Source organism: Streptomyces kronopolitis (genome assembly GCF_014646275.1).
GTDB lineage: Bacteria > Actinomycetota > Actinomycetes > Streptomycetales > Streptomycetaceae > Streptomyces > Streptomyces kronopolitis.
Genome location: NZ_BMND01000001.1, coordinates 305,141 through 326,300, shown reverse-complemented (window position 1 = coordinate 326,300; position 21,160 = coordinate 305,141). Strand labels below are relative to the sequence as shown.

Sequence of the window (21,160 nt, the reverse complement as noted above, 5' to 3'; positions counted from 1 at the left end):
TCACCGCGAGGTCCCCCGGCACCGTCCCCCACCCCTCGGGAGCGCTCTCATCCGTCCTGAGCATGCGCGCACACCCCCGGGGCGACAAGCCGGACGACGTGCCGACGGGGGCGATCCGGCCACGCCCGAGCGCGCCGGATTACGCGGCGGGGAGGGGCGGCCCCGCGCTCAGGACATGACCCTGGCGGACAGCCCGTAGTCCAGCTCGTCACCGTCGACGAGCACCGCCTCGACGGTCCGCGTGCGGGGGTCGATGTCGGCCACCATCCCGTCCCCGGCGTAGCGGGGGTAGCCGGAGGCGCCCGTCTCGCCCGTGGCCTCGACGACCGCCGCTCGCACGGCCGAGTCCTCCAAGGACGCCCCGTCCGCGCCCTCCACGTGCTCGGGTACCAACAAGATCTTGAAGCGCTGCGGCTCTGTAGTCACACTCCGCATTTAAGCGCCTGCGCGACCAGCAGTCGGGCAGGCGCACGGCAACGGATGCGCGTCTGCGGCCCCCTGACCATCTGCCGTCGAGGAATCGCGGCCGGCCGCCAGGAGCCGGACCGCGCCCGCCACCCGAACGGACGTTGCCCCGCTCCGGACGACCGGATCGGGGCAACGTCGCGCTGATGCGGTGTCAGCTGTCCGTGCCGTCGCCGGGGACAGCGTCGGCGGGGGCGGTGTGCCAGTTGGTGACGATGGGCTTGTCGACCGTGACGGAGCCGGTGGAGACGCTCGCCGGGTTCGGGTCCGACGTACCGATGGCCGCGATGAGGAATGTGAACTCGATGCCGCCGTCGGCCTTGGTGGTCTTGGGGTTGATCCCGGCGTAGGCGGTCGTCGCGCCGCTGAGTTTGATCGCCGGGCCGACCGACTGCTCGGCGCTGGTGGCCTCGATCCCCTTGGAGCCGAAGGAGATCGAAGGCAGCCCGCTGGGAAGCGTGCAGGTGACGCCGGGCTTGGCGCGGGCGGACAACAGGAGGTAGCCGCCGGCCTGCGTCTCGGAACGCGCCGAGAACGTCAAGTCGTCGGCCCCGCAGGCCTGCCCGTAGCCCTTCTTGCCGCCGCCGGGGGCCGACTCGCCGCCCGACGAGGACGCGCCGCCCTTCCCCGCCGAGCCCCCGCTCGACGACGAACCGGCCGCCTTGCCGCTGTCGGAGCCCTCCTGGGACGCATCGCTCGACGCCTTCGCGGTGGCCTTGGCGGACGCGGCGGAGTCGCCGCTCGCGGCCGACCCGCTGCCGTCGGCCGAACCGCATGCGGTGACAGTCGCCGCGAGCACTGCGCCGGCGGCCGCGGTCAGCGCGACACGTCGGATGCGGGCGGTGTAGGTGCGGTTCAACAGACACTCCTCATGGCATGCAAAGGCAGCGGGACCAGGCCGAACGCCTGTTGGCCCCGCATGGGATGCCTTCATTCTCACGCACGCCACGGCCGACCCTACGCCCGGGTAACATCGGCGTCGCTCTTGAATCCTGGAATTCGTCGCCGCCGGGAAACAGTTGACGATCCACCAGGCCGTCGCGTTTCGTCGGTGCGCCACGACGCCTGGCCATCTCGCCACCGGCACACGGGATTCCGATGACGCCCGCTTCGTGACTGTGCTTTCTTGGTGGATGAATCGCCGGGCATTCCGGCGACTCATCCACCTCGTCGAGGGGACCCCCATGAACTCCGCTCACGCCCGTATCGCGGTCGTCGGCGCCGGCCTCGGCGGCCTGGCATTGGCCCGCATCCTGCAGCTCCACGGCCGCTCCGTCACCGTCTTCGAACGCGAGGCCGCCACCGGAGCCCGTCCCCAGGGCGGCAGCCTCGACATCCACGGCGGCACCGGCCAGGTCGCCCTGCGCGCGGCCGGCCTGCTCGACCGGTTCCGTGCCCTGGCCCGCCCCGAGGACCAGGTGTGGCGCGTGGTCGACCCCGTCACCGCCGCCGTTCTCCCCCTTTCGGGGCCCCAACACGACGACGACAGCCCGGAGATCGACCGCGGCCAGCTGCGCGGCCTGTTCCTGGACTCCCTCACCGAGGACACCGTCCGGTGGGGCCGCGCCGTCACCGGTGCCACCCCGCTGGGGGACGGCTCCTGGCGCCTGCGCCTCGACGACGGAACCACCGAGGACGCCGATCTGGTGGTGGGCGCCGACGGCGCCTGGTCGCGCATCCGGCCGGCCTTGTCGGACGCCGCACCCGGCTACACCGGCGTCACCCTCGTCGAGACCGGTCTCGACGACTGCGACACCCGCCATCCCGCCCTCGCCCGCATGGTCGGCAACGGCACCGTGCTGGCGACGGCCGCCGGCAAGGCCCTGCTCGTGCAACGCAACAGCAACGGCCACTTCCGCGTCTACGCCACGCTCCGTGCCCCGCTGAACTGGCAGCTGGCCGCCGACGTGGACCTCGGCGACGCGACGGCCGTGCGCGCACATCTGCTGAAGATGTTCGACGGCTGGGACAACAACCTGCTCGACCTCCTGCGGCACCACGACGGCGAGTTCGTCAACCGGCCCTTGTTCGTGCTGCCCGTCCCGCACACCTGGGAACACCGTCCCGGCATCACGCTGCTGGGCGATGCCGCACACCTCATGCCCCCGGTCGGACTCGGCGCCAACCTCGCCATGCTCGACGGCTCCGACCTCGCCCGGGCACTCCTCACCGAGTCCACCCTCGACGAGGCTGTCCGCGCCTACGAGGACCTCATGCTGCCGCGCTCGGCCCGGGCCGCCGCGGACTGCGCCGGGGTACTCGACGATCTCATTCCCCTGACGGACGACTGAGATCGTTTAGCAGGCTGATGGAGGCTTCATGAGACCAAGAGAGGAATGAACCATGGAACACGGGCTCGCCCAACTACTGCATGAGTTAGAGGAATTCGGCAGCTCCAACGATGCGGCGACGGACGACCGCAGCCGGAAGATGCTGAACATCACACACGACACCGGCGCGTTCCTCGCGCTGCTCGTCAAGGCGACCAAGGCCAAGAACCTCCTGGAGATCGGCACGTCGAACGGCTACTCGACATTGTGGCTCGCCGATGCCGTGGGCGAGGGCGGCGCGGTCACCACCATCGAAAGGGCGTCTCACAAGCGTGACTTGGCCGAACGGAACTTTCAGCGCTCCGGGCTGTCCCGCCGCATTCACCAGATCGAGGACGAGGCCGGCCGATTCCTCGCGACATGCGAGGCGGGAGCGTACGACTTCATTTTCCTGGACAGTGATCGCGGACAGTACGCCGACTGGTGGCCGTCACTCCAGCGGATCCTCGCGGACGGCCACCTGCTCGTGGTCGACAACGCGATCTCCCACGCCCACCAGATGGAAGACTTCAACCGTCTGGTCGCGGCATCGGACGGCTACCTCAGCTCCCTGTCCCCCATCGGCAAGGGCGAGTTGGTGATTTTGAAGGAGGAGGGCGCGTAGCGAGTTGCCTCCTCCTTCGCCTTCTCCGCATCGCCGGGACCGCGACGCAATACCGCGGTGGCGATGGCGAGGAAGTCCTCCACGGGGCGCGCGGTACTGCTTTCCGGTGCCGCCAGGCACGTCTCGACCGGCAGGGCATCGGTGACGGGCAGGTAGACGACGTCGGAGCGGGAGTAGGAGCCCGCGACGCTGACGGGGACGAGCGCGATGCCCTGCCCGGAGGCGATCAGCTCGAACTTCTCCTCCAGTGAGGACGTGCGCCGCGTCCTGACGTCGAGGATCGGCTCACCATCGAGATCAGCCGACGTGAGGGTGCGGCGGCCGGCCAGCGGATGCGTCACGGGCAGGCAGGCGACCTTGGTCTCGTGGCCGATGGGGACGGTGCGCAGCCCCGCGTCGTCGAAGGGGCGTCGGAGGTATCCCACATGCGCGCGGCCGTCGCGAAGCGGTGCGTCCTGCTCCCACCAGCGCAGCGGGAAGACATCGATCTCGACCTTCGGGTGGCTCGCCGTGAACGTCCGGATCGCGTCCGACACATGCAGACCGGGCGAGAAGGCGACGACGAGGCGCTGCTCGCCGCGCTCGACCTCCTGCACCCGTCGCAAGGCCGCGTCCACCATCGGGGTGATTCTTCGCGCCTCCTCGTACAACTGCCGCCCCGCCGGTGTCAGCTCCACGCTGCGCGTGGTCCGCGTGAACAGCTGCGAGCCCAACTCCTGCTCGAACGCTCGGATTTGACGGCTGAGGACCGGCTGCGCGAGGAACAGCTCCTGTGCCGCCCGACCGAAGTGCCGGTGCTCGGCCACCGCGACGAAGTAGCGGAGCTTGCGCAGATCCAGATCCATGCCGTAACGGTATCAATGTGCTCAGGAGGGTATTGGACGCCCGGCCGAGCCCCACGGAGACTTGAAGCCTGATCGTCAGCACCGCTCCGACGGCAGCCCCTTCCCCGCCACGACCGCCCGTCGGCGAACGTCCGCCGACCGACGACGGCCATGAACGGGCTTCGCGACGGTCCAGAACAACGACGCCGCCCACGACGCGGCCCACGACCCGACCCACGACAGGAATCTCATGACCGACACCCGCAAGACCGCCCTCATCGTCGGGGCCTCCCGGACCCTGGGCCTCGGACTCGCCGCCGAGTACCTCCGCCGCGGCTGGGACGTCATCGGTACGGTCCGCGGCAGCCGGCGCACCGGCCTCCACGACCTGGCCGAGACGTCGGACGGGCGGCTGACCGTCGAGTCGCTGGAGATGACCGAGCCGGAGCAGATCTCCGCACTGCGCGACCGACTGGGACGGCGCACCCTCGATCTGCTCTTCGTCAACGCTGCCATCACGCGTGGCGATCTCCCGATCGGCGAGGTCCCGACGGAGATGTTCACCGAGGTCATGATGGTCAATGCCCTCAGTCCGATGCGCGTCGTGGAGTCCCTCCGCCCGCTGGTCGCGCCGAACGGGACCATCGGCGTCATGTCGTCCAGCCAGGGAAGCATCGCGCTGAACACCAGGGGCGGGCAGGACCTGTACCGGGCCAGCAAGTCGGCGCTGAACCAGCTGATGCGCTGCCACGCCGCCCGCACTGCCGAGGACACCCGGACGTTGCTGCTGATGGACCCGGGCTGGGTGCGCACCGAACTCGGTGGGCCGGATGCCGAGCTCAGCGTGGAGGAGAGCATTCCCGGGGTCGCGGAGACGATCGAGCGCCACCGCGGGAAGCCCGGGCTCCATTTTCTCGATCACCAGGGGCAGGTCGTGCCCTGGTAGGGGCCGTGAACGGGCCCCGGCCCCGTCGGCCCGTGGGGCAGCTGCCGTAGCACGCGTTGCCGCCACGCGGGCGAAGCAGGATAAATGTGAATCATGAGCGGACACTCGGGTCGATTCCGGCGCTGGCTGAGCCGCGCGCCCGGCCGTTCCGCCATTCCGGGTACGACCGCTGCCGGGAGCGGTACCGGCGCCCCTCAGGAGGAACCCTCCCCGGGGAGCGGAGAGGGGCAGCGCGTCCGGCGCTCATGGCTCACCCGCAGCGTCTCCCGGGAGGTCTTCCTCCTGCAGCTGGTGCTCGTGGTGCTGCTCGTCGCGGCGGCGGTGGTGGTTTTCGTCGTACAGACCCAGCGGGACACCATGACCGACGCCCGGCACCGCACGCTCGCCGCCGCGGAGTCCTTCGCCCACTCCTGGGGGCTTCAGGAGGCCCTGAACAGCCCCGATCCGACCGCGAAGCTCCAGCCGCTCGCCGAGGAGGCGCGGAAGGCGTCCGGCGTCGACGCCCTCATCGTGTACAAGCTCGACGGGATCACCCTCACCCACAGCGACCCGCGGCAGATCGGCAAGCACGTCATCGGCCCGTATGCCGAGGCCGCCCGGGGCAAGTCGTTCACCAGGACCTTCAATGGCGCCCTGGGCCTCTCCGTGGTCTCCGCGGCCCCCGTCAAGGACTCCTCGGGCAGGGTCATCGCCATCGTCGCCGCGCCGGTCACGGTGGAGAAGGTGCAGAAGTCGGTCAACCGGCAGCTGCCGCTCTTCCTGGGCATCGCGATCGTGGCGCTGGCACTGGCCGGCGGCGGCGCGGGGCTGGTGAGCCGTCGGCTGCGCCGGCAGACCCACGGTCTGGGGCCGGCCGAGATGACCCGGATGTACGAGCATCACGACGCGGTCCTGCATGCGGTGCGCGAGGGCGTGCTCATCGTCGGCCGCGACGGGCGGCTGGTGCTGGCCAACGACGAGGCCCGGCGGCTGCTGGACCTGCCGGCCGACGCGGAGGGACGCGCCGTCGACGACCTGGGGCTGGACCACCGCACCGCCGGACTCCTGGCGTCGGACCGGATCGCCACCGATGAGGTGCACCTGGCCCAGGACCGGCTGCTGGCCGTCAACAAGCGGTCCACCAGCCCGTACGGAACCCACCAGGGCAGCGTGGTGACCCTGCGCGACACCACCGAACTCCGATGGCTGTCGGGGCGCGCCGAGGTGGCCCGGGAGCGGTTGCGGCTCCTGTACGACGCGGGGGTGCGGATCGGCTCCACGCTGAATGTCGCGCGCACTGCCGAGGAACTGGCGCAGGTGGCGGTCCCCCGGTTCGCCGACATCGTCACCGTCGCCCTTCAGGACCCGGTGCTGAAGGGCGAGGAGCCGGCCGGGGCGGGTACCGAGCTGCGGCGGACGGCCCTGGCCGGTCTGGCGCCGGACCATCCGCTCTACCGGGTGGGTGAGCTGCTCGCGGGCGTCCCGGGCACTCCGGTGGCGGAGGGGGACCGGGCCGGGTCGATAGTGGAGCCGGACCTGGCGGCCGCGTCGGCCTGGCGGTCGCAGGACCCGGACCGCGCCCAGCGCATCCTGGACCACGGGGTGCATTCCCTGGCGGTCGTCCCGCTGCGCGCCCGGGGCGTCGTGCTGGGAACGGTGGACTTCTGGCGGTCGGGGAGTTCCCCTCCGTTCGACGAGGAGGACCTTTCCTTCGCCGAGGAGCTGGTGGGGCGGGCCGCGGTGGGCATCGACAACGCCCGGCGCTTCACCCGCGAGCGCACGATGGCGATGACGCTCCAGCGCAGTCTGATGCCCCGCGGCCTGCCGGACCAGGAGGCCCTGGAGGTGGCGCACCGCTATCTGCCCGCCCAGGCGGGGGTGGGCGGGGACTGGTTCGATGTCATCCCGCTGCCCGGCGCGCGGGTGGCGCTGGTCGTCGGCGACGTGGTGGGGCACGGCCTGCACGCGGCCGCCACCATGGGCCGGCTGCGCATCGCCGTGCACAACTTCTCGGCCCTGGACCTCTCCCCCGACGAGCTGCTGGGCCACCTGGACGAGCTGGTGACCCGCCTCGACCGGCAGGACGAGGACGCCGACGACGCACCGGCGATCACCGGCGCCACCTGTCTGTACGTCGTGTACGACGCCGTCTCCGGGCGGGTCACCGCGGCCACGGCCGGCCATCTGCCGCCGGCCGTGGTCCACCCCGACGGGCGGGTGGAGTTCCTGCACTCGCCGGTCTCCCCGCCGCTGGGGCTGGGCACCGGCCTGCCCTTCGAGACCGCTGAGCTGACGCTGCCGGAGGGCTCCCGGCTGGTGCTCTACACGGACGGGCTGGTCGAGAACCGCGGCCGCGACCTGGACACGGGGCTGGCGGCGCTGCGTGCGGTCCTCGCCGGGCAGGACCGCACGCCGGAGGACACCTGCGCCACCGTCATGCGCGAGCTGCTGCCCGCCCGGTCGGCCGATGACGTAGCACTGCTGGTAGCCCGGACCCGGCGGCTGGATCCGTCCCACGTCGCCGAGTGGGAGGTGCCCCGCGACCCGGCGGCGGTGGGCCCGGTCCGCAACGCCTGTGTCCGCCAGCTGGCGGAATGGGGGCTGCGGCACCTCGCCGTCGGCGCCGAACTCATCCTCAGCGAGCTGATCACCAACGCCGTTCGCCACGGTGCCGGGCCCATCCACGTGCGGCTGCTGCGCACCCGTTCCCTCTTCTGTGAGGTCTCCGACGGCAGCAGCACCTCCCCGCACATCCGCCAGGCGAAGGACACCGACGAGGACGGCCGCGGCCTCTTCCTGGTGGCGCAGTTCGCCGAGCAGTGGGGCACCCGCTACTCCGCCAGGGGCAAGACGATCTGGGCCTCCCTGGCGATCGGCGCCGACGCCCCGGCCGCGGAAGAGGAGCCGCCGGAGAAAGGGGCAGAGTAGGCTAATCCGGACCATTGATGCAGAGCGATGCCTCGGGCGGGTGCCCACCCGGCGGACCGCCCCTCACCTGGTCCGGCTGGAGGCGTTGTGACGAGACATCATCGGGCCCGCACAGGCGCCCTCCTGTGCGTGCTGGGCCTGGTGACGCCCGGTCTCGGCGCCTGCGGGGAAGGGGGGCCGCCCCGGCCGGTCGCGCCCTCGCGGGCCGCGTCGGCGGCGGACGTGGGCGGGTCGGCGGCGCTGGTCAGGGCGGCGAAGCGGGAGGGCAGGCTCAACACGATCGCGCTGCCGCGCCAGTGGGCCAACTACGGCGGGCTGATCGACGGCTTCGAGAAGAAGTACGGCATCAAGGTCGTCGTCAGCGAGCCGAACGACCACAGCGAGCAGGAGATCGACGCCGTCAAGCGCTACCGCGGCGGGAAGCGCGCCCCCGACGTGATCGATGTCGGGGATTCCTTCGCCCAGTCCGCGGCACGGCAGAACCTGCTGGCCCCCTACCGGGTCGCGCCGTTCGACCAGATCCCGCCGGAGCAGAAGGACGCCAAGGCCCGCTGGTACAACAACTACGGGGGCTATGTCTCCATCGGCTGCGACGCCTCCCGCGTCCGGACCTGCCCCGAGTCCTTCGCGGACCTGCTCCGGCCGGAGTACAAGGGCCTGGTCGCCATGTACGGCCAACCCACGGACGCGGGATCGGCCTTCGCCGCCGTGTACGCGGCGGCCCTCGCCAACGGGGGGTCGTTCGACGACATCCGGCCGGGCATCGACTTCTTCGCCCGGCTCAAGCGAGTCGGCAACTACAACCGGACCGCCCCCACGCCGACCACGATCGCCAAGGGCGAGACCCCGATCAGCATCGAATGGGACTACCTCAACCTGGCGCACCTCGACCAGCTCCACGGCACCGGCGTGAAGTGGAAGGTCTCCATCCCCTTCGACGGCAGCTTCTCGCAGTACTACGCGCAGGGGATCAACAAGAACGCCCCCCATCCGGCGGCGGCGCGGCTGTGGGAGGAGTACCTGTTCACTCCCGAGAGCCAGAACCTGCGCCTGGTGGACTACGCCCGCCCGGTGCTGCTGGCCGCCATGGCGAGGAACGGCACCCTCGACACGGCCCTGGCCGCACGGCTGCCGACGGTCGAAGGCACGCCGCAGTTCCCCACCGAGGCGCAGCTGAACAAGGCGGTGCGCACCGTCCAGGAGAACTGGGCCAAGGCGGTGGGCAGCTGATCCACGTGCACTTCCGGCCGCTAACGGGATCCTCTACCGGAGCCGGCCGGTCCGGGCGGCCGGTGGCCGGGCTTGCCGAACCAGTCGACGCAGAGCACCAGCGCGTCGTCCGCCGATTCCGCGGCACGGAAGTCGGCCAGGTCACGCAGTACGGCGCGGGGCACGGCGGCGGCCGGGAGCAGCCCGGTGGCGTGCAGGGCCCGGGCCAGGGCGCGTTCCGCGTACGCCTCCCCCTGGGGCGACCGCACGGCGTAGACGCCGTCGCTGACGATGAGCAGCCGGTCCCCGGGCCGCACGCCGAATTCCTGCGCCTTGTAGTGCGTCTCCTCGAACATGCCGAGCGGCATCTGGGGATCGAGCGCTATCCGCTCGATCGCTCTCCCCCGCATCCGCCACAGCTGGGGCGAGCCGGCGTCCACCGCCTGGACCCGGCCGGTCGCGAAGTCGAAGCGCAGCAGCAGGGTGGAGACGTGGGCGGCGCCGCGGTATTGGGCGTAGAGGGCCTGGTCGGCCAGGGCCGCCTGGTCCTCGACGCTGATGCCGGCCCGGCGGGCGTTGCGCAGCGCGCTGACGGCGAGGTGGGTGAGCATCGAGGCGTTGACGCCGGTGCCCATGCCGTCGGTGACGGCGAGGGTCAGCTCGTCGGCGTCCGAGGCCCAGTCGTAGTTGTCGCCGTTGGTGTCGTGGGCGGGTTCGAGCTGGGCGCCGATGGCGTACTCCTCGGCGGAACAGGACCTGGCCGGGAGGAGTTGCCACTGCATCTCGGCGGCCAGGGTGAGCCGGCTCAGGCGCCGGGCCCGCCGGTAGACATCGGTGTCGCGCTCGGCCACCAGGAGTTCATGGCCGAGCAGGCCGGCGGTGTGGACGAGGTCGCGGACGGTGTCGGGGACGGACCGCTCGGCGGGCAGCCACACCGTGAGGATGCCGGTGCGCTCCCCCCGGACGGCCACCGGGAAGTGGTGCTCGACGAGGTCTCCGTGCCGGGTCTCCTGATGGGGTTGGCGGCTGCCGAAGGCTCTGCCCTCGGCGCTGTTGACGACCGGGACCGGCGCGGCCGACGCCCCCGCCGCGCCGAAGGGGGTGAGCGCCGTGGCCCCGTGGTCCGCGAGCAGCAACTCCACGGAGAGTGCTCCGTAGCGTTCGGCGAGCACCCCACGAAGCGTGTTCACCAGAGCGTGCGGGGCCGATGCCCGCACGGCTCGTTCTACGTCACGAGGTTGAGTCACGGTCTCTCAGGCATTCTTCGTCCGTGGACGAGGGCAGAGGCGGGGGCTGACGGGACCGTGCCGCAGGACGGAACGGGGTGGTCGGGTGTCCCGTTACCGTGGCCGGCCGGTCCGCCGCGCACGCGGAAGGGTGGGTGCCCCGGGCGCCGTTGAACCGGCGGAGGCGCTCAGGGGTGACAGGGGGTCCTCCCGCCGGGAGGGGGCCGCGCAGTCACCGCCGCGTTCCCGTGTGGCGGCAAGGCTCGATGCGTTCCACGCGGCGGCCTCCTCCCCCTCACCTATGAGGGTGGCGGCCCACACGTCGTCGGCGGCCACGCTCATGTTCTGACAGCGTGCAGCGGATCTCAGGCCGCCCATTCGTCCCCAGCCACGGCAGGCGCAGCCGCCTCGTGATGTGACGAGAACAGATTGTTGCCTTATGGCGAATGTTGTCAAACGGCAACTATCGCTTCTATCCTGGTCCGAGCTGGTCACTTGGTCGTGTGGAACGTCCGGCCCGCCGCTTTGCCCGACCGTCAGCCCCTACAGCGAGGTGCACCGTGCTGCCGCAGCCCAGTGGAGGCCGACCGATGGCCGGAGAGCCGGCGGCGGGAGAAGGCGAGCCGACCGTGCGTCAGGAGCGGAATGCTCTTGTCGTCAGCGTCACGGGACACCTCGACATCGACAACGTCGAACCGCTGAGCGCGACCCTGCGACGGGCGGCCGAGGACGGCGTGGCCCCGGTCGTCATCGACCTGTCCGCGGTCACCTTCGCCGACTCCGCCACGATCAACGTCCTGCTCCAGGCGCACAGCGCACTGGGTCCGGCCCTGCGCCTCGCGGCGCCCTCCAGCGCCTTGGCGCGGCTCTTCGCCCTCACCGGGATCGACACCGTCCTGTCCCTGTACGCGTCCGTGGCGCAGGCCGTCGACGCCGGGCCGCCGGTCTCCCTCGGAGCCGAAAGCGGCGACCGCGAGGGCTGAGTCCTTCCCCCGGGCCCCGGGGTTCCACTGCGCTCAGCGCGCCAGGACCGCCTGGACCGTCTTGCCGCCACCGGTCCCCGGGAGGACCGCGACCTCGACGGCCAGCGTGTGCACCATGGGCCATCCGAAGCCGCCGTGACTGCCGGTCAGGTCGGGACGGCGCTCCTGCGGCGGCGTGGGACTGGGGTCCTCGACGCACACCTCGATGCGCTCACGGTCCGCGCGCAGGCGCAGGGCCGTGACGGCGCCGGCGTGCCGCAGCGCGTTGGCGACCAGCTCGGATACCAGAAGCAACAGGTTCTGGGTGGTCAGTGCGCTGGGCTCGGGGCAGAGCAGGGCGGCGAAGCCGCGGGCGAAATCGCGGGCCTGTGCCGCGGAATCCGGTTGGCAGGCACGCTGCACCTGCGGTGACGGGTGGTCGTCAATCGCTAGCCGATGTTGCATGGCCTTCGTCCCCCCGCTCGTAGGGTCCTGTTTCCGGCTGCTGTCCGTGAGGCGTCTACCCAGACAATCGCGCGGGAAAAGAGCGTGTTCGGTCCACTATGGTCTGCGATGTTCACGGCTGACCTGCCAGGGGGTGTCCGCGCTGCGGCTTCCCGGTCCGGCGCACGGCCAGGGCGAGGGTGTCGTCCGGATGCAGGATGACGGTGTGCATGTCCTTCGCGACGGCGCCGGGGATCTCCTCCACCGGGCGTCGGGCATGGGCCCGGGCGCTCGTGACGAGCCGCGCCTCGCCCTCGATGGGGTCCCGCCGGCTCTCGGTCAGGCCGTCGGTGTAGAGCATCAGGAGGTCCCCCTCGTGCAGGGTGTCCTCCCGCACGGTGTCGCTCCCGGGGAGCGGGAACCCGATGCCCCGGCCGCGCAGTTCCAGGTAGTCGGCGGTTCCGTCGGCGCGGACGACCAGGGCCGGGGGGTGGCTGCCGTTGGCCAGCTGCAGCGCCCCGGTCTCGGGGTCGATCCGGGCGAGCAGGACGGTGGCCATGAGGTCGGGATCGAACGGCGCGAGGATGTCGTGGGTACGGGCCACGATGGATTCCAGCGGATGCCCTTCGAGGGCCAGGGTGCGCACGGCGTGCGTGACATTCAGCGCGCTGCGGGTGCTGCGCACGCCATGGCCCAGCGCGTCCACGACGGTGATGTGCACGGTGCCGTCGGGAAGCAGCAGCCAGTCGTAGAAGTCGCCGCCCGTGGGGGCGTCCGGGTCGGCCGGCGCGTAGTGGACGGCGAGATCCATACCGTTGACGGTGATCGGCGGGGGACGCAGCGCGTCCTCCAGCTCGCGCAGGATCTGGCCGTGCGCCCGGCGCAGCTGCTCGTCCCGCTCCTCCAGTTGGACGTAGAGGGCGAGCACGCCGCTGTTGGTCTCGGCGAGTTCGTCCTTGAGGCGGTGCAGCTCGGTGCTGAGGGTGTCGACGCGGGACAGCGCGGCACCCAGCTCGCCTTCGAGGGCCGCGATCTCCGCCTCGTACCCCTCGGTGGCCGCCGCCTCGCGGGCACCGCCCGGGGCCGGCGCGTCACCCCGGGGCGCGGGCGGCGCGAGGGAGGGCGGCCGGTCCCCGCCCCGGCTGTCGGCCTCGCCGAGCGGGAGGTGCCAGGCGACGGTGCCGTCGGGGGTGGCCTGTCCGGGCAGCGGCAGCTCGGCCGGGCTCGGCGACGCCGGGGTCCGTCCGGCGTGCAGCGTGACGGCCAGCAGAGTCCTGCCACCGGGCGCGGGCTGCTCGACGGCCTCCAGGCGGACGGAGCCGCCGGCGTCGAGGGCGGCCGTGGCCACCCGGGACACGGACAGCACCAGACGCGCCCCGTTGGGGGACGGAAGGCGGTGCGCGCGGCAGATCCCGCGGACGGCGTGGCGCAGGCTCGGCAGGGTGTGGAAGGTGTGGGGGCTCACGGAATTCTCTGGCGGGGTCGGGCCGCGATCACGGTCGCGTCGTCGCGGCTGAGGCGGTGGCTGTGGGCGAGGGAGGCGGCAAGGAGGAACGGTGGCAGCCGATGCACGAAGGCCGAGGGCGACCGGGCCCATCGCTGGTCGATGCCGTCGGAGTGCAGCACCGCGGTGGCCTCGGTCGGTAGGGGGAAGGCCCGCACGCTCGGCGTTGCCATGTTCAGCCCGACGATACCCGGCTGGCCGGTCAGGCGGTGCTCCACGTCGAGCGGAGTCAGCGTCAGCACCCGGACATTTCCCACCCCGCTGTACTCCGCACGGCCGGGGTGCAGGCGCAGCAGGCCCACCGCCGCGCCCCGGGTGCGGCGCAGCGCCCGGTGGAGGCCGGTGAGGAGAGCGGGCAGCGGAAGGTCCGGGGCCCGGTGGAAGGCGCGCAGGGCCGCCTGCGCCGCCTCGGCCGCCGGCGGGCCATGGCCGAGACCGTCGACCACGATCGCGGTGCGGGCGGAGTCGTGCTCGACGACGGCGCAGGCGTCACCGCTGACCTGCTCGCGGTCCGCCGGCAGGCAGACGACGCCCACTTCCTGCCCGGCCGGCTCCTTGGCGTCGGGCTCGGTGAGACGCGCGCAGATGAGGGTGCCGGTCCCGGGCTGCGTACGGATGGTGAGAGCGGTGGCTATCCGCTTCACGGCACCCAGCCCGGCGCCGAGGGAGGTGCCGGTGGTGTAGCCGTCGGCGAGGCACCGCTGGAGTTCGCCGATGCCGGGGCCGCGGTCCACGGCGACGATCTCCATCCCCCCTCCCAGGGGCAGGGGCTGGAGGAACAGCGAGCCGCTGCTCGCGTGTTTGGCCAGATTGCTGGCCAGTTCCGAGGCGACGACGGCGGCCCGGTCGGGCAGGGCGCCCGACAGGCGGCAGCGCTCGGCGACCGCCCGGGCGGTCTCGGCGGCGAGATGGACGGCGCTGTAGTGGTCCACCGCGATATGTGCCGTCGGCACCGCCTCGGCGGATGTCACCGCCCCGCCCACCGGGTGGCGATCACGGTCGTGCCCTGACCGGGGCCGGTGTGCAGTTCGAAGTCGTTCATCAGGCGGCGGGCGCCACCCAGGCCGTGGCCGAGTCCCACGCCGGTGGTGAAGCCGTCGGCCAGCGCCGCGTCGGTGTCCAGGATGCCCGGACCGTCGTCCTGGACGGTCAGCCGCAGCCCGGCGTTCCCTCCCGTCGTCAGCTGGTCGATGGTCACGGTGCCCCCTCCCCCGTGGATGTAGGCGTTGCGGGCCAGCTCACTGGCGGCGGTGACCACCCGCGTCTGGTCCACGATGCTGAATCCGGCACGCAGGGTGGCCGCCCGCACGGCGTGGCGGACGGTCAGCAGGTCTTCTTCGGTGCGCACGTGGTGGACCGTCCGGTCCATGAGCGCGTGGCGGTCGGCGGCGCGCCCGCTCGGGGCGAGAGCCACCGCGTGGTCAGTGTTCCGGGTGGAACTCACCCAGGCCCCCTCCGGATGGTTGCGGACTCTGACGCCAGCCCATCGCGGCCATTCCCTGCTCGGCATTGAGTGCCGTCTCCACTCCGGTGAGCTGGAGCCCCAGCTCGACCAGGGTGATGGCGACCGGCGGCCGCATTCCGGCGACGATCACCCGGGCGCCCAGCAGCCGCGCCATGGTGGTCAGTTCCATCAGCGTACGGGCCACGAAGGAGTCGACGATCTCCAGCCGGGAGATGTCGATGAGGACGCCGCGGGCGCCGTCCGCGGTGATCCGGCTGGTGAGCTCCTCGGTGAACGCCACGGCGGTCTTGTCGTCGAGTTCATTGAGGAGGCCCGTGACCAGCACGTCCCCCAGGCGCAGGATCGGGACGCTGCCCGAGACGGGCGTGGTCATCGCCTGTCCAGCGGCGCGCGGTCCGACCCGGCGGCCTCGGTGAGCTTGACGGCCTCGCTGAGGGCGTCGGCGAGGGTGGCGCGGGTCAGGATCGTCGACAGGTCGATGCCGAGCTGTGCGATGGTCTGGGCGATGGGCGGCCGGATGCCGCTGATGACGCAGTCCGCGCCCATCAGCCGCACCGCGTTGACGGTGTGCATCAGGTGCTGGGCGACGGCGGTGTCGACGGTGGGCACGCCGGTGATGTCGATGATGGCGACCAGCGCCTCGTGCTCCTGGATGGCCTGGAGGAGGTTCTCCATCACCACCTGGGTGCGGGCGGTGTCGAGCGTGCCGATCAGCGGGACGGCCAGGACCTGGCGCCACAGTCGGACGACCGGCGTCGACACCTCCAGCAGCTGCTGGCTCTGCCGGCGGATGATCTCCTCGCGGCCCTCGACGAAGGTCTCGAACGCGAGCGCGCCGGCGCTGTCCAGCAGCCGGTTGATCAGCACCGCGCTGCCGAAGAGGTCGTCCGCCGCGCGGGTCCGCCGCTGGACGGCCTCCAGCAGGGCCTCCTTGAGCGAGAGCACCGCCAAGGAGGTCGCGGTGGGGGAGACACCGCGGCGGGCGCGGCGCAGGGAGATCTCGGACACCGTCCGGTGGATCTCCTCATGGGCGGTGACCACGCGCTCGATCGGGAGGCCGAGCTCCAGTCCGGACAGCAGGGCGCTGACCAGGGCGTCGGCCTCCTCACCCAGCTCGGCCTCGCTCACTTCCCCGTCCAGCGACGGCTGTGCCAGCTGCAACTGCACCCAGCGGTCCGAGATCTTGTCGGCCTCTTCGCGCAGCACGCTCGTGACATGCTCGCGTGCGGCAGCTTCAGCGGAACCCAACTCGTTGTCCTTTCGGTCCGGCCGGCCCGTGGTCCCCTCGGACTGCTCGTCGGAGGGGCGGCCGGGCCGAGCCACATTCGTCGATAGTTGCCTTCCGGCAAATGTTATCGAGCGCGATCAAGCCCTGGAACCCGCGGGCCCCTCTTCACCCGCCGAGGCCGGAATGGCCGGACGGCCGAAACGGTGCGGTGATTTCGTGGCCCGAGAGCGGGGAGGTGGGCCCGTGCCGTCTCGAGGACCCGACAGTACGGCGACCGCCTGAGCGGGCGGCGGGCAACCCCCTCGTGAGCGAACTCACGCGACGCCCGGCCACGGGAGCCGCAGCAGGTCGGCGCCACGGAACCGGGGACCGCAGTGCGTCCGTCCGCGGCGCGACCCAGCCGTGGACCGGAGCCGAGGCGACGCTCCCGGAGGATCGACAGGACACGTCCGAGGGACACCCGGCTCCCCACGCTCAGTCGAGACTGTCACCGAACCAGTCAAAGCACAGCACCAAGGCGTCATCCAACGTCTCCGCGGCACGGTATTCGGCCACATCGCGCAGCAGCGCACCGGGCACCAGGGCGGCCGGCAGCAGCCGCGTGGACTGCAGCGCCCGCGCGAGCGCCGCCTCGACATACGTGCCGCCCCGCGGCGAGGGCGCCTCGTACACCCCGTCACTCACGAACAGCAGCCGGTCCCCCGGCAGCACCGTGAAGCTCTGGGGCACGTAGTGGGACTCCTCGAACATGCCCAGCGGCAGTTGTCTGTCGGGGTCGATGCGCTCGACGGTCCTGCCCCGCAGCCGCCACAGCTGCGGCGACCCGGCGTCGATGATCTCCATCCGCCCCGTCGCCAGCTCGACGCGCACCAGGAGCGTCGAGACGTGGGACGCGCCCCGGTAGTGGTCGTAGACCGCCCGGTCCGCCAGCGCCGCCTGGTCGGCGAGGCCGACGCCGGCCCGCCGGGCGTTGCGCAGCGCGCTGACCGCGAGATGGGTCAGCAGCGACGCGTCGACGCCCTGGCCCATGCCGTTGGTGACGGTGAGGGTCAGCTCGTCGCCGTCCGAGGCCCAGTCGAAGTTGTCGCCGTGCACCGTGTAGGCGGGCTCCAGCTGGGCGCCGATCGCGTACTGCGCGGCGGTGCACGCCCGGGCCGGAAGCAGCTGCCACTGCATCTCCGCGGCCAGGGTGAGGCGGCTGACCCGGCGTGCGCGCTGGTAGAGGTCGGTGTCCCGCTCGGCGACCAGGATCTCGTGCCCCAGCTGGTCGACCACCTGCCGGAGCTCGTCGAGGACCGCGGGGGTGGAGCGGTCACGGGGGAGCCGGACCGTGAGAATGCCGATCCGGTCGCCGCGCACCGTCACCGGGAGGTGGTGGTCGACGGCGTCCCCGTGCGGCACCTGCTGCGCGTGGCGCTCCTGGCTCCCCAGCGCGCGGCCTTCCGGGCTGTTGGAGACGGGCAGCGACCCGGCCCCGTTCTCGGACGGATCGCAGGACGGGTCGCACGGGCTGAGGACGGTGCCGCCGTAATCCGTCAGATACAGCCGCACCAAGGTGGCACCGTAGACGGCCGCGAGGTGCTCACGGACGGTGTCGAGCAGGGCGTACGGCGGCGACGCGCGCAGCGCCCCACCCACATCACGGCCTTCCGTCATGCTGCCGCGGACCCCCTTCGTGCCGTGCCAAGGGCAGGGTCGGTCTGACAACGGGACGCGCAGGGTGACAGAGTGTTCGTGTGCCCCGTTTCACCAGTCGGTCCCTTTCCCGCGAGCAGGCGAGCGCGGCGGCCCTCGCCGCCTCCGAGCTGCTCGAGGTTTTGTGGGGACGCGGACAGGAAGCGGCGCGCTCGGCGGAGGTCTCCCCGTCCCAACTCCGCGCGCTCCTCGTGATCGAGCAGCGGGAGGGCACGAATCTGCGCACGCTCGCCGAAGCGCTCGCCTCGCGGCCGCCGGCGGTCAGCCGGCTCTGCGACCGCCTGGAGGCGATGGGCCTGGCCGAACGGGCTCCCAGCGCGACCAGCCGGCGCGAGGTCGAGCTGCGGCTGAGCCTGCGCGGCCGCGTGCTGCTGGAGGACTACCGCGCGGCCCGGAGCCGAGAGGTCACGGCCACCCTGGAGCGGATGGAACCCTCCGATGTCGCCAAGCTCGCGGCCGGCCTGGAGGCCTTTCACACGGCGTTCGCCCGGCGCGCGGCCGACGAGCGCGGCGCCTCCGTCCGGGACGACAGCGTCGCGGACACTGCCTAGCTTCACCTGTTGCTCCGCCTCTCGAGCCGGCATCCCCCAACGGAATCCCTCTGCGCGGACGGACAAGCGATCTTCGCCGCACCGCCGACGCTATCAAACCGCCCATTCACCCCCCGTTCGGACGAGCCCGGCCTTTGACGAGGAACCGCGCGCGCACGAACCGCGGCCGGGTGCCACGCTGGGAGGACGTGCGGTGTGCCACGCCCACGCACCACCTCATGCACCACTCCCCCGTACCGCCCGGCGCGAGACCGCCGGCAGTTCGACAGGGCTCCAGGAGAACGCCGTCCGCGAGTGAGGGCGGACGACAGGAGGATGACCGTGCGAGTGACTGCCCCAGCCGACGGAAGCGGCCCCACCGTGCCGAGCGCGGACCAGGTGAAGGGGGGCGTCACCCGAGCGGGCGAGGCGCTCCTGAAATCCCTCGATGCGCTCGGCCGTGCCACGGCCCTGGATGTCGTGATCACCCCGATGGAGCGCCTGGTGCGCGCTCTTCCCCTGGGGCGGGCGCGCGATGTGCTGCACGGGCTGCCCCTCGGCCATCCCCTCCACCCGGTGCTGGTGCAGGTGCCGCTCGGGGCGTGGCTGTCCTCCGCCGTGCTGGACGTCGTGCCCGGCAACCGCCGTGGCGCCCGCCTGCTGATCGGTGTGGGCGTCCTCGCCGCCGCGCCCGCCTCGTGGGCGGGCTGGGTGGACTGGGCCGAGCAGCACGACGAGCAGAAGCGCACGGGTCTGGTGCACGCGATGTCGACCGCGGTGGCCGTCGGCCTGTACGCGCAGTCCTGGGTGCAGCGTGGCCGCGGCCGTACGGCGCTGGGCAAGGTGCTCGGCATGGCGGGTCTGTGCGCGGCCGGTGCCGGCGGGATGCTCGGCGGCCACCTCGCGTTCCGGCAGGCCGCGGGCCCCAACAAGGCGGAGCCCGTACCGCATCTGCTGACGGACGCCTGGCAGCCGGTGGGCAGCGTGCAGGACTTCCCGGTGGGCGAGGCCGTGCGCCGCCAACTGGGCGAAGTGCCACTGCTCGTGGTCCGCCAGGCGGGCGGGGACATCCACGTCCTGGCCGACCGGTGCAGTCATCTGTCCGGCCCCCTGTCGGAGGGCACGGTCGCCGACGGGTGTGTGCGGTGTCCCTGGCACGGCAGCGTCTTCCGGCTCGTGGACGGCGCGAACGTCCGTGGGCCGGCGACGGCTCCGCAGCCCTCCTTCCAGGTCCGTGTCGACGAGACCGGAACCGTCCGGGTCCGGCTGCCGGACGCCGGGTGAGGCGGCGCGGGCCACACCCGCCGCCGGCCGCCGGCGCGCATGCGCAGCGGAGTGCCTCCGGGTAGCGTCGAAGAGGCGAAGCACAGGTCCGTGGCGCGGTGCGGCCCGGCCGCCACATCCGATGGCACGGGAAGGGCTCGACGGAAGGGCTCCTCATGCAGGTATTGCCGGCCGCTCCCTCGGTCGCAGGGCTCACCGCCGTGGTGACCGGCGGCTCACGCGGACTCGGTCTTCTGATGGCTCGTCAATTGCTGGTGCGTGGCTGCGATGTGGTGCTGCTGGCACGCGACGCGGCCGAACTTGACCGGGCGGTCGGCACACTCGGCGGGGCGCGGGAGCGCGTGCTGCGCGGCGTGGTGTGCGATGTGCGCGACGGCGCGGCGGTGCGGGAGTGCTTCGACGAGATCGCGCGGCACCACGGCCGGCTGGACATCGTCCTCGCCAACGCGGGCATCATCCAGGTCGGCCCGGCCGAAGCCCTCGGGGCCGAGGGGTTCCGCGACGCGATGGACGCCATCTTCCGCGGGGCGCTGAACACCGCGCTCGCCGCCCTTCCTCACCTCCGGCGCAGTCCGGCGGGTGGCCGGCTGGCGCTCATCGGGTCGGTCGGCGGTCTGCTGGCGGTGCCGCATCTGCTGCCGTACTCATGCGCCAAGTCGGCGGTCGCCGCACTGGCCGAGGGGCTGCACGCGGAGGAGTCCGCACACGGGGTGACCGTCACCGGGGTGCATCCGGGCCTGATGCGGACCGGATCGCATCTGCACGCGCGGTTCGGCGGCGACCGGCGGCGCGAGTACGCCTGGTTCCAGGCGCTGGCCGGCGCGCCCGTCCTGTCGATGAACGCCGAACGGGCGGCCGAGCGCATCGTCTCCGCGGTCCAGCGACGCCGGACCCGGATCGTGCTCACCCCCGCGGCCCGACTGGGTGCGGCGGCGCACGGCGTGGCACCGGTGTTCACCACCCGGCTGCTGTCGGCGGTGACCCGGCTGCTGCCGCGCGACGGCGGCTCCGGCACGGCGGAGGGCCTGCGGATCGAGGCGGAGGAACAGCCGCCCGCCCGGCGGCTGCGCGGGGTGCTGGGCGTGCTCAACGAACGGGCCGCGGGACGCTTCAACCAGCGGGGCTGAAGGGGCGGGTGAGCGGACACGTGGGCTTGCTCTCGTGCCCGCCAGGGAATCTCGTCACCCGGCAGATCACCGAACTCCGCGCGAAAGTACGGAGGGCGGATCGTCAACGCCTTGAGAAGGGCGTCACGGGGCATACGCGGACAATGGACCAACACAGCGCACCGTCCACGTTCGCCCACCCCGCCTGGGCAGGATGGATCTACCTCGGGCTCGCGGCACTGGCCGGCGCCCAGCTTCTGGCAACCATGCTCCAGTCCGGCGCCGCCGACCCCGGCTTCGTCCCCAGCGTGGTCGGCGTCATCGCCTTCCCCGCCCTCGCCGGCCCGGCCCTGCGCCGACGGCACACGGGGCAGCCGGGGCGGCACGGCTAGGCGGTCTCCGGTTTGCGTCTGTCGCGGTCCCACGCCGTC

At 72.2% G+C, this 21,160-nt stretch carries 21 protein-coding genes; 10 read left to right on the top strand and 11 right to left on the bottom strand.

Annotated elements, in window-relative coordinates; all coding sequences use genetic code 11:
- Positions 1-168: 168 nt before the first annotated feature.
- Both IEY78_RS01215 and IEY78_RS01210 read right to left on the bottom strand, forming a co-directional pair.
- A complete protein-coding gene (locus IEY78_RS01215; RefSeq protein ID WP_189095533.1) occupies positions 169-426 on the bottom strand; it encodes a hypothetical protein in 258 nt (85 codons plus the stop codon).
- Between the two features lie 193 nt (positions 427-619).
- Positions 620-1,324 (bottom strand): DUF4232 domain-containing protein, encoded by a 705-nt coding sequence (locus IEY78_RS01210; RefSeq protein WP_189095531.1) that lies wholly within the window; start codon positions 1,322-1,324, stop codon positions 620-622.
- Positions 1,325-1,649: 325 nt separating this feature from the next.
- On the opposite strand from IEY78_RS01210, the gene IEY78_RS01205 reads away from it, so the two are divergent.
- Both IEY78_RS01205 and IEY78_RS01200 read left to right on the top strand, forming a co-directional pair.
- Positions 1,650-2,756 carry an FAD-dependent oxidoreductase gene (locus tag IEY78_RS01205; protein WP_189095529.1) on the top strand — a complete coding sequence of 369 codons (1,107 nt, stop codon included), beginning with the start codon at positions 1,650-1,652 and terminating at the stop codon, positions 2,754-2,756.
- Between the two features lie 52 nt (positions 2,757-2,808).
- Positions 2,809-3,399 (top strand): O-methyltransferase, encoded by a 591-nt coding sequence (locus IEY78_RS01200; RefSeq protein ID WP_189095527.1) that lies wholly within the window; start codon positions 2,809-2,811, stop codon positions 3,397-3,399.
- Here IEY78_RS01200 and IEY78_RS01195 read toward each other — a convergent pair.
- Entirely contained in the window at positions 3,333-4,244 is a 912-nt protein-coding gene (locus tag IEY78_RS01195; protein ID WP_189095526.1) for a LysR family transcriptional regulator, read from the bottom strand. The two genes, IEY78_RS01200 and IEY78_RS01195, sit on opposite strands and share 67 nt — an antisense overlap.
- A 229-nt stretch (positions 4,245-4,473) precedes the next feature.
- Here IEY78_RS01195 and IEY78_RS01190 point away from each other — a divergent pair, with 229 nt between their 5' ends.
- The 3 genes from IEY78_RS01190 to IEY78_RS01180 all read left to right on the top strand — a co-directional run bounded on the left by IEY78_RS01190 (position 4,474) and on the right by IEY78_RS01180 (position 9,306).
- Positions 4,474-5,169 (top strand): SDR family oxidoreductase, encoded by a 696-nt coding sequence (locus IEY78_RS01190; RefSeq protein WP_189095524.1) that lies wholly within the window; start codon positions 4,474-4,476, stop codon positions 5,167-5,169.
- A gap of 93 nt (positions 5,170-5,262) precedes the next feature.
- Entirely contained in the window at positions 5,263-8,076 is a 2,814-nt protein-coding gene (locus tag IEY78_RS01185; protein WP_189095522.1) for a SpoIIE family protein phosphatase, read from the top strand.
- A gap of 87 nt (positions 8,077-8,163) precedes the next feature.
- The gene (locus IEY78_RS01180; protein WP_373294037.1) at positions 8,164-9,306 is read left to right on the top strand and encodes an ABC transporter substrate-binding protein; all 1,143 of its coding nucleotides are present in this window, start codon (positions 8,164-8,166) and stop codon (positions 9,304-9,306) included.
- A 20-nt stretch (positions 9,307-9,326) separates the two neighbouring features.
- On the opposite strand, the gene IEY78_RS01175 is transcribed toward IEY78_RS01180, so the two are convergent.
- Entirely contained in the window at positions 9,327-10,475 is a 1,149-nt protein-coding gene (locus tag IEY78_RS01175; protein WP_373294036.1) for a PP2C family protein-serine/threonine phosphatase, read from the bottom strand.
- Between the two features lie 626 nt (positions 10,476-11,101).
- Here IEY78_RS01175 and IEY78_RS01170 point away from each other — a divergent pair.
- Positions 11,102-11,494, top strand: coding sequence for an STAS domain-containing protein (locus IEY78_RS01170; protein ID WP_189095516.1), 393 nt, complete (start codon positions 11,102-11,104; stop codon positions 11,492-11,494).
- A gap of 33 nt (positions 11,495-11,527) precedes the next feature.
- Here IEY78_RS01170 and IEY78_RS01165 read toward each other — a convergent pair whose 3' ends face one another.
- The 7 genes from IEY78_RS01165 to IEY78_RS01135 form a co-directional block, all read right to left on the bottom strand.
- Positions 11,528-11,938: an ATP-binding protein gene (locus tag IEY78_RS01165; protein WP_189095514.1), complete on the bottom strand. Its 411-nt coding sequence runs from the start codon at positions 11,936-11,938 to the stop codon at positions 11,528-11,530.
- Between the two features lie 112 nt (positions 11,939-12,050).
- Positions 12,051-13,382, bottom strand: a complete 1,332-nt coding sequence (locus IEY78_RS01160; RefSeq protein ID WP_189095512.1) for a PP2C family protein-serine/threonine phosphatase — start codon at positions 13,380-13,382, stop codon at positions 12,051-12,053.
- Positions 13,379-14,392 (bottom strand): SpoIIE family protein phosphatase, encoded by a 1,014-nt coding sequence (locus IEY78_RS01155; protein ID WP_229699609.1) that lies wholly within the window; start codon positions 14,390-14,392, stop codon positions 13,379-13,381. The genes IEY78_RS01160 and IEY78_RS01155 overlap by 4 nt, the downstream gene beginning before the upstream one ends.
- Positions 14,389-14,865 carry an anti-sigma regulatory factor gene (locus tag IEY78_RS01150; RefSeq protein WP_373294035.1) on the bottom strand — a complete coding sequence of 159 codons (477 nt, stop codon included), beginning with the start codon at positions 14,863-14,865 and terminating at the stop codon, positions 14,389-14,391. Before IEY78_RS01150 ends, IEY78_RS01155 begins: the two co-directional genes overlap by 4 nt.
- Positions 14,843-15,259 (bottom strand): STAS domain-containing protein, encoded by a 417-nt coding sequence (locus tag IEY78_RS01145; RefSeq protein ID WP_189095508.1) that lies wholly within the window; start codon positions 15,257-15,259, stop codon positions 14,843-14,845. The genes IEY78_RS01150 and IEY78_RS01145 overlap by 23 nt, the downstream gene beginning before the upstream one ends.
- The gene (locus IEY78_RS01140) at positions 15,256-16,134 is read right to left on the bottom strand and encodes an STAS domain-containing protein (RefSeq protein ID WP_189095506.1); all 879 of its coding nucleotides are present in this window, start codon (positions 16,132-16,134) and stop codon (positions 15,256-15,258) included. Before IEY78_RS01140 ends, IEY78_RS01145 begins: the two co-directional genes overlap by 4 nt.
- A 454-nt stretch (positions 16,135-16,588) precedes the next feature.
- Positions 16,589-17,770, bottom strand: coding sequence for a PP2C family protein-serine/threonine phosphatase (locus tag IEY78_RS01135; protein WP_189095504.1), 1,182 nt, complete (start codon positions 17,768-17,770; stop codon positions 16,589-16,591).
- Between the two features lie 80 nt (positions 17,771-17,850).
- Between IEY78_RS01135 and IEY78_RS01130 the strand changes: the two genes are divergently transcribed.
- From IEY78_RS01130 to IEY78_RS01115, 4 genes are all read left to right on the top strand, one after another.
- Entirely contained in the window at positions 17,851-18,360 is a 510-nt protein-coding gene (locus IEY78_RS01130; protein ID WP_189095502.1) for a MarR family winged helix-turn-helix transcriptional regulator, read from the top strand.
- A gap of 471 nt (positions 18,361-18,831) precedes the next feature.
- Positions 18,832-19,623 (top strand): Rieske (2Fe-2S) protein, encoded by a 792-nt coding sequence (locus IEY78_RS01125; protein WP_229699638.1) that lies wholly within the window; start codon positions 18,832-18,834, stop codon positions 19,621-19,623.
- A gap of 155 nt (positions 19,624-19,778) precedes the next feature.
- Positions 19,779-20,750 carry an SDR family NAD(P)-dependent oxidoreductase gene (locus IEY78_RS01120; protein WP_189095498.1) on the top strand — a complete coding sequence of 324 codons (972 nt, stop codon included), beginning with the start codon at positions 19,779-19,781 and terminating at the stop codon, positions 20,748-20,750.
- Between the two features lie 143 nt (positions 20,751-20,893).
- Entirely contained in the window at positions 20,894-21,121 is a 228-nt protein-coding gene (locus IEY78_RS01115; protein WP_189095496.1) for a hypothetical protein, read from the top strand.
- Positions 21,122-21,160 lie beyond the last annotated feature (39 nt).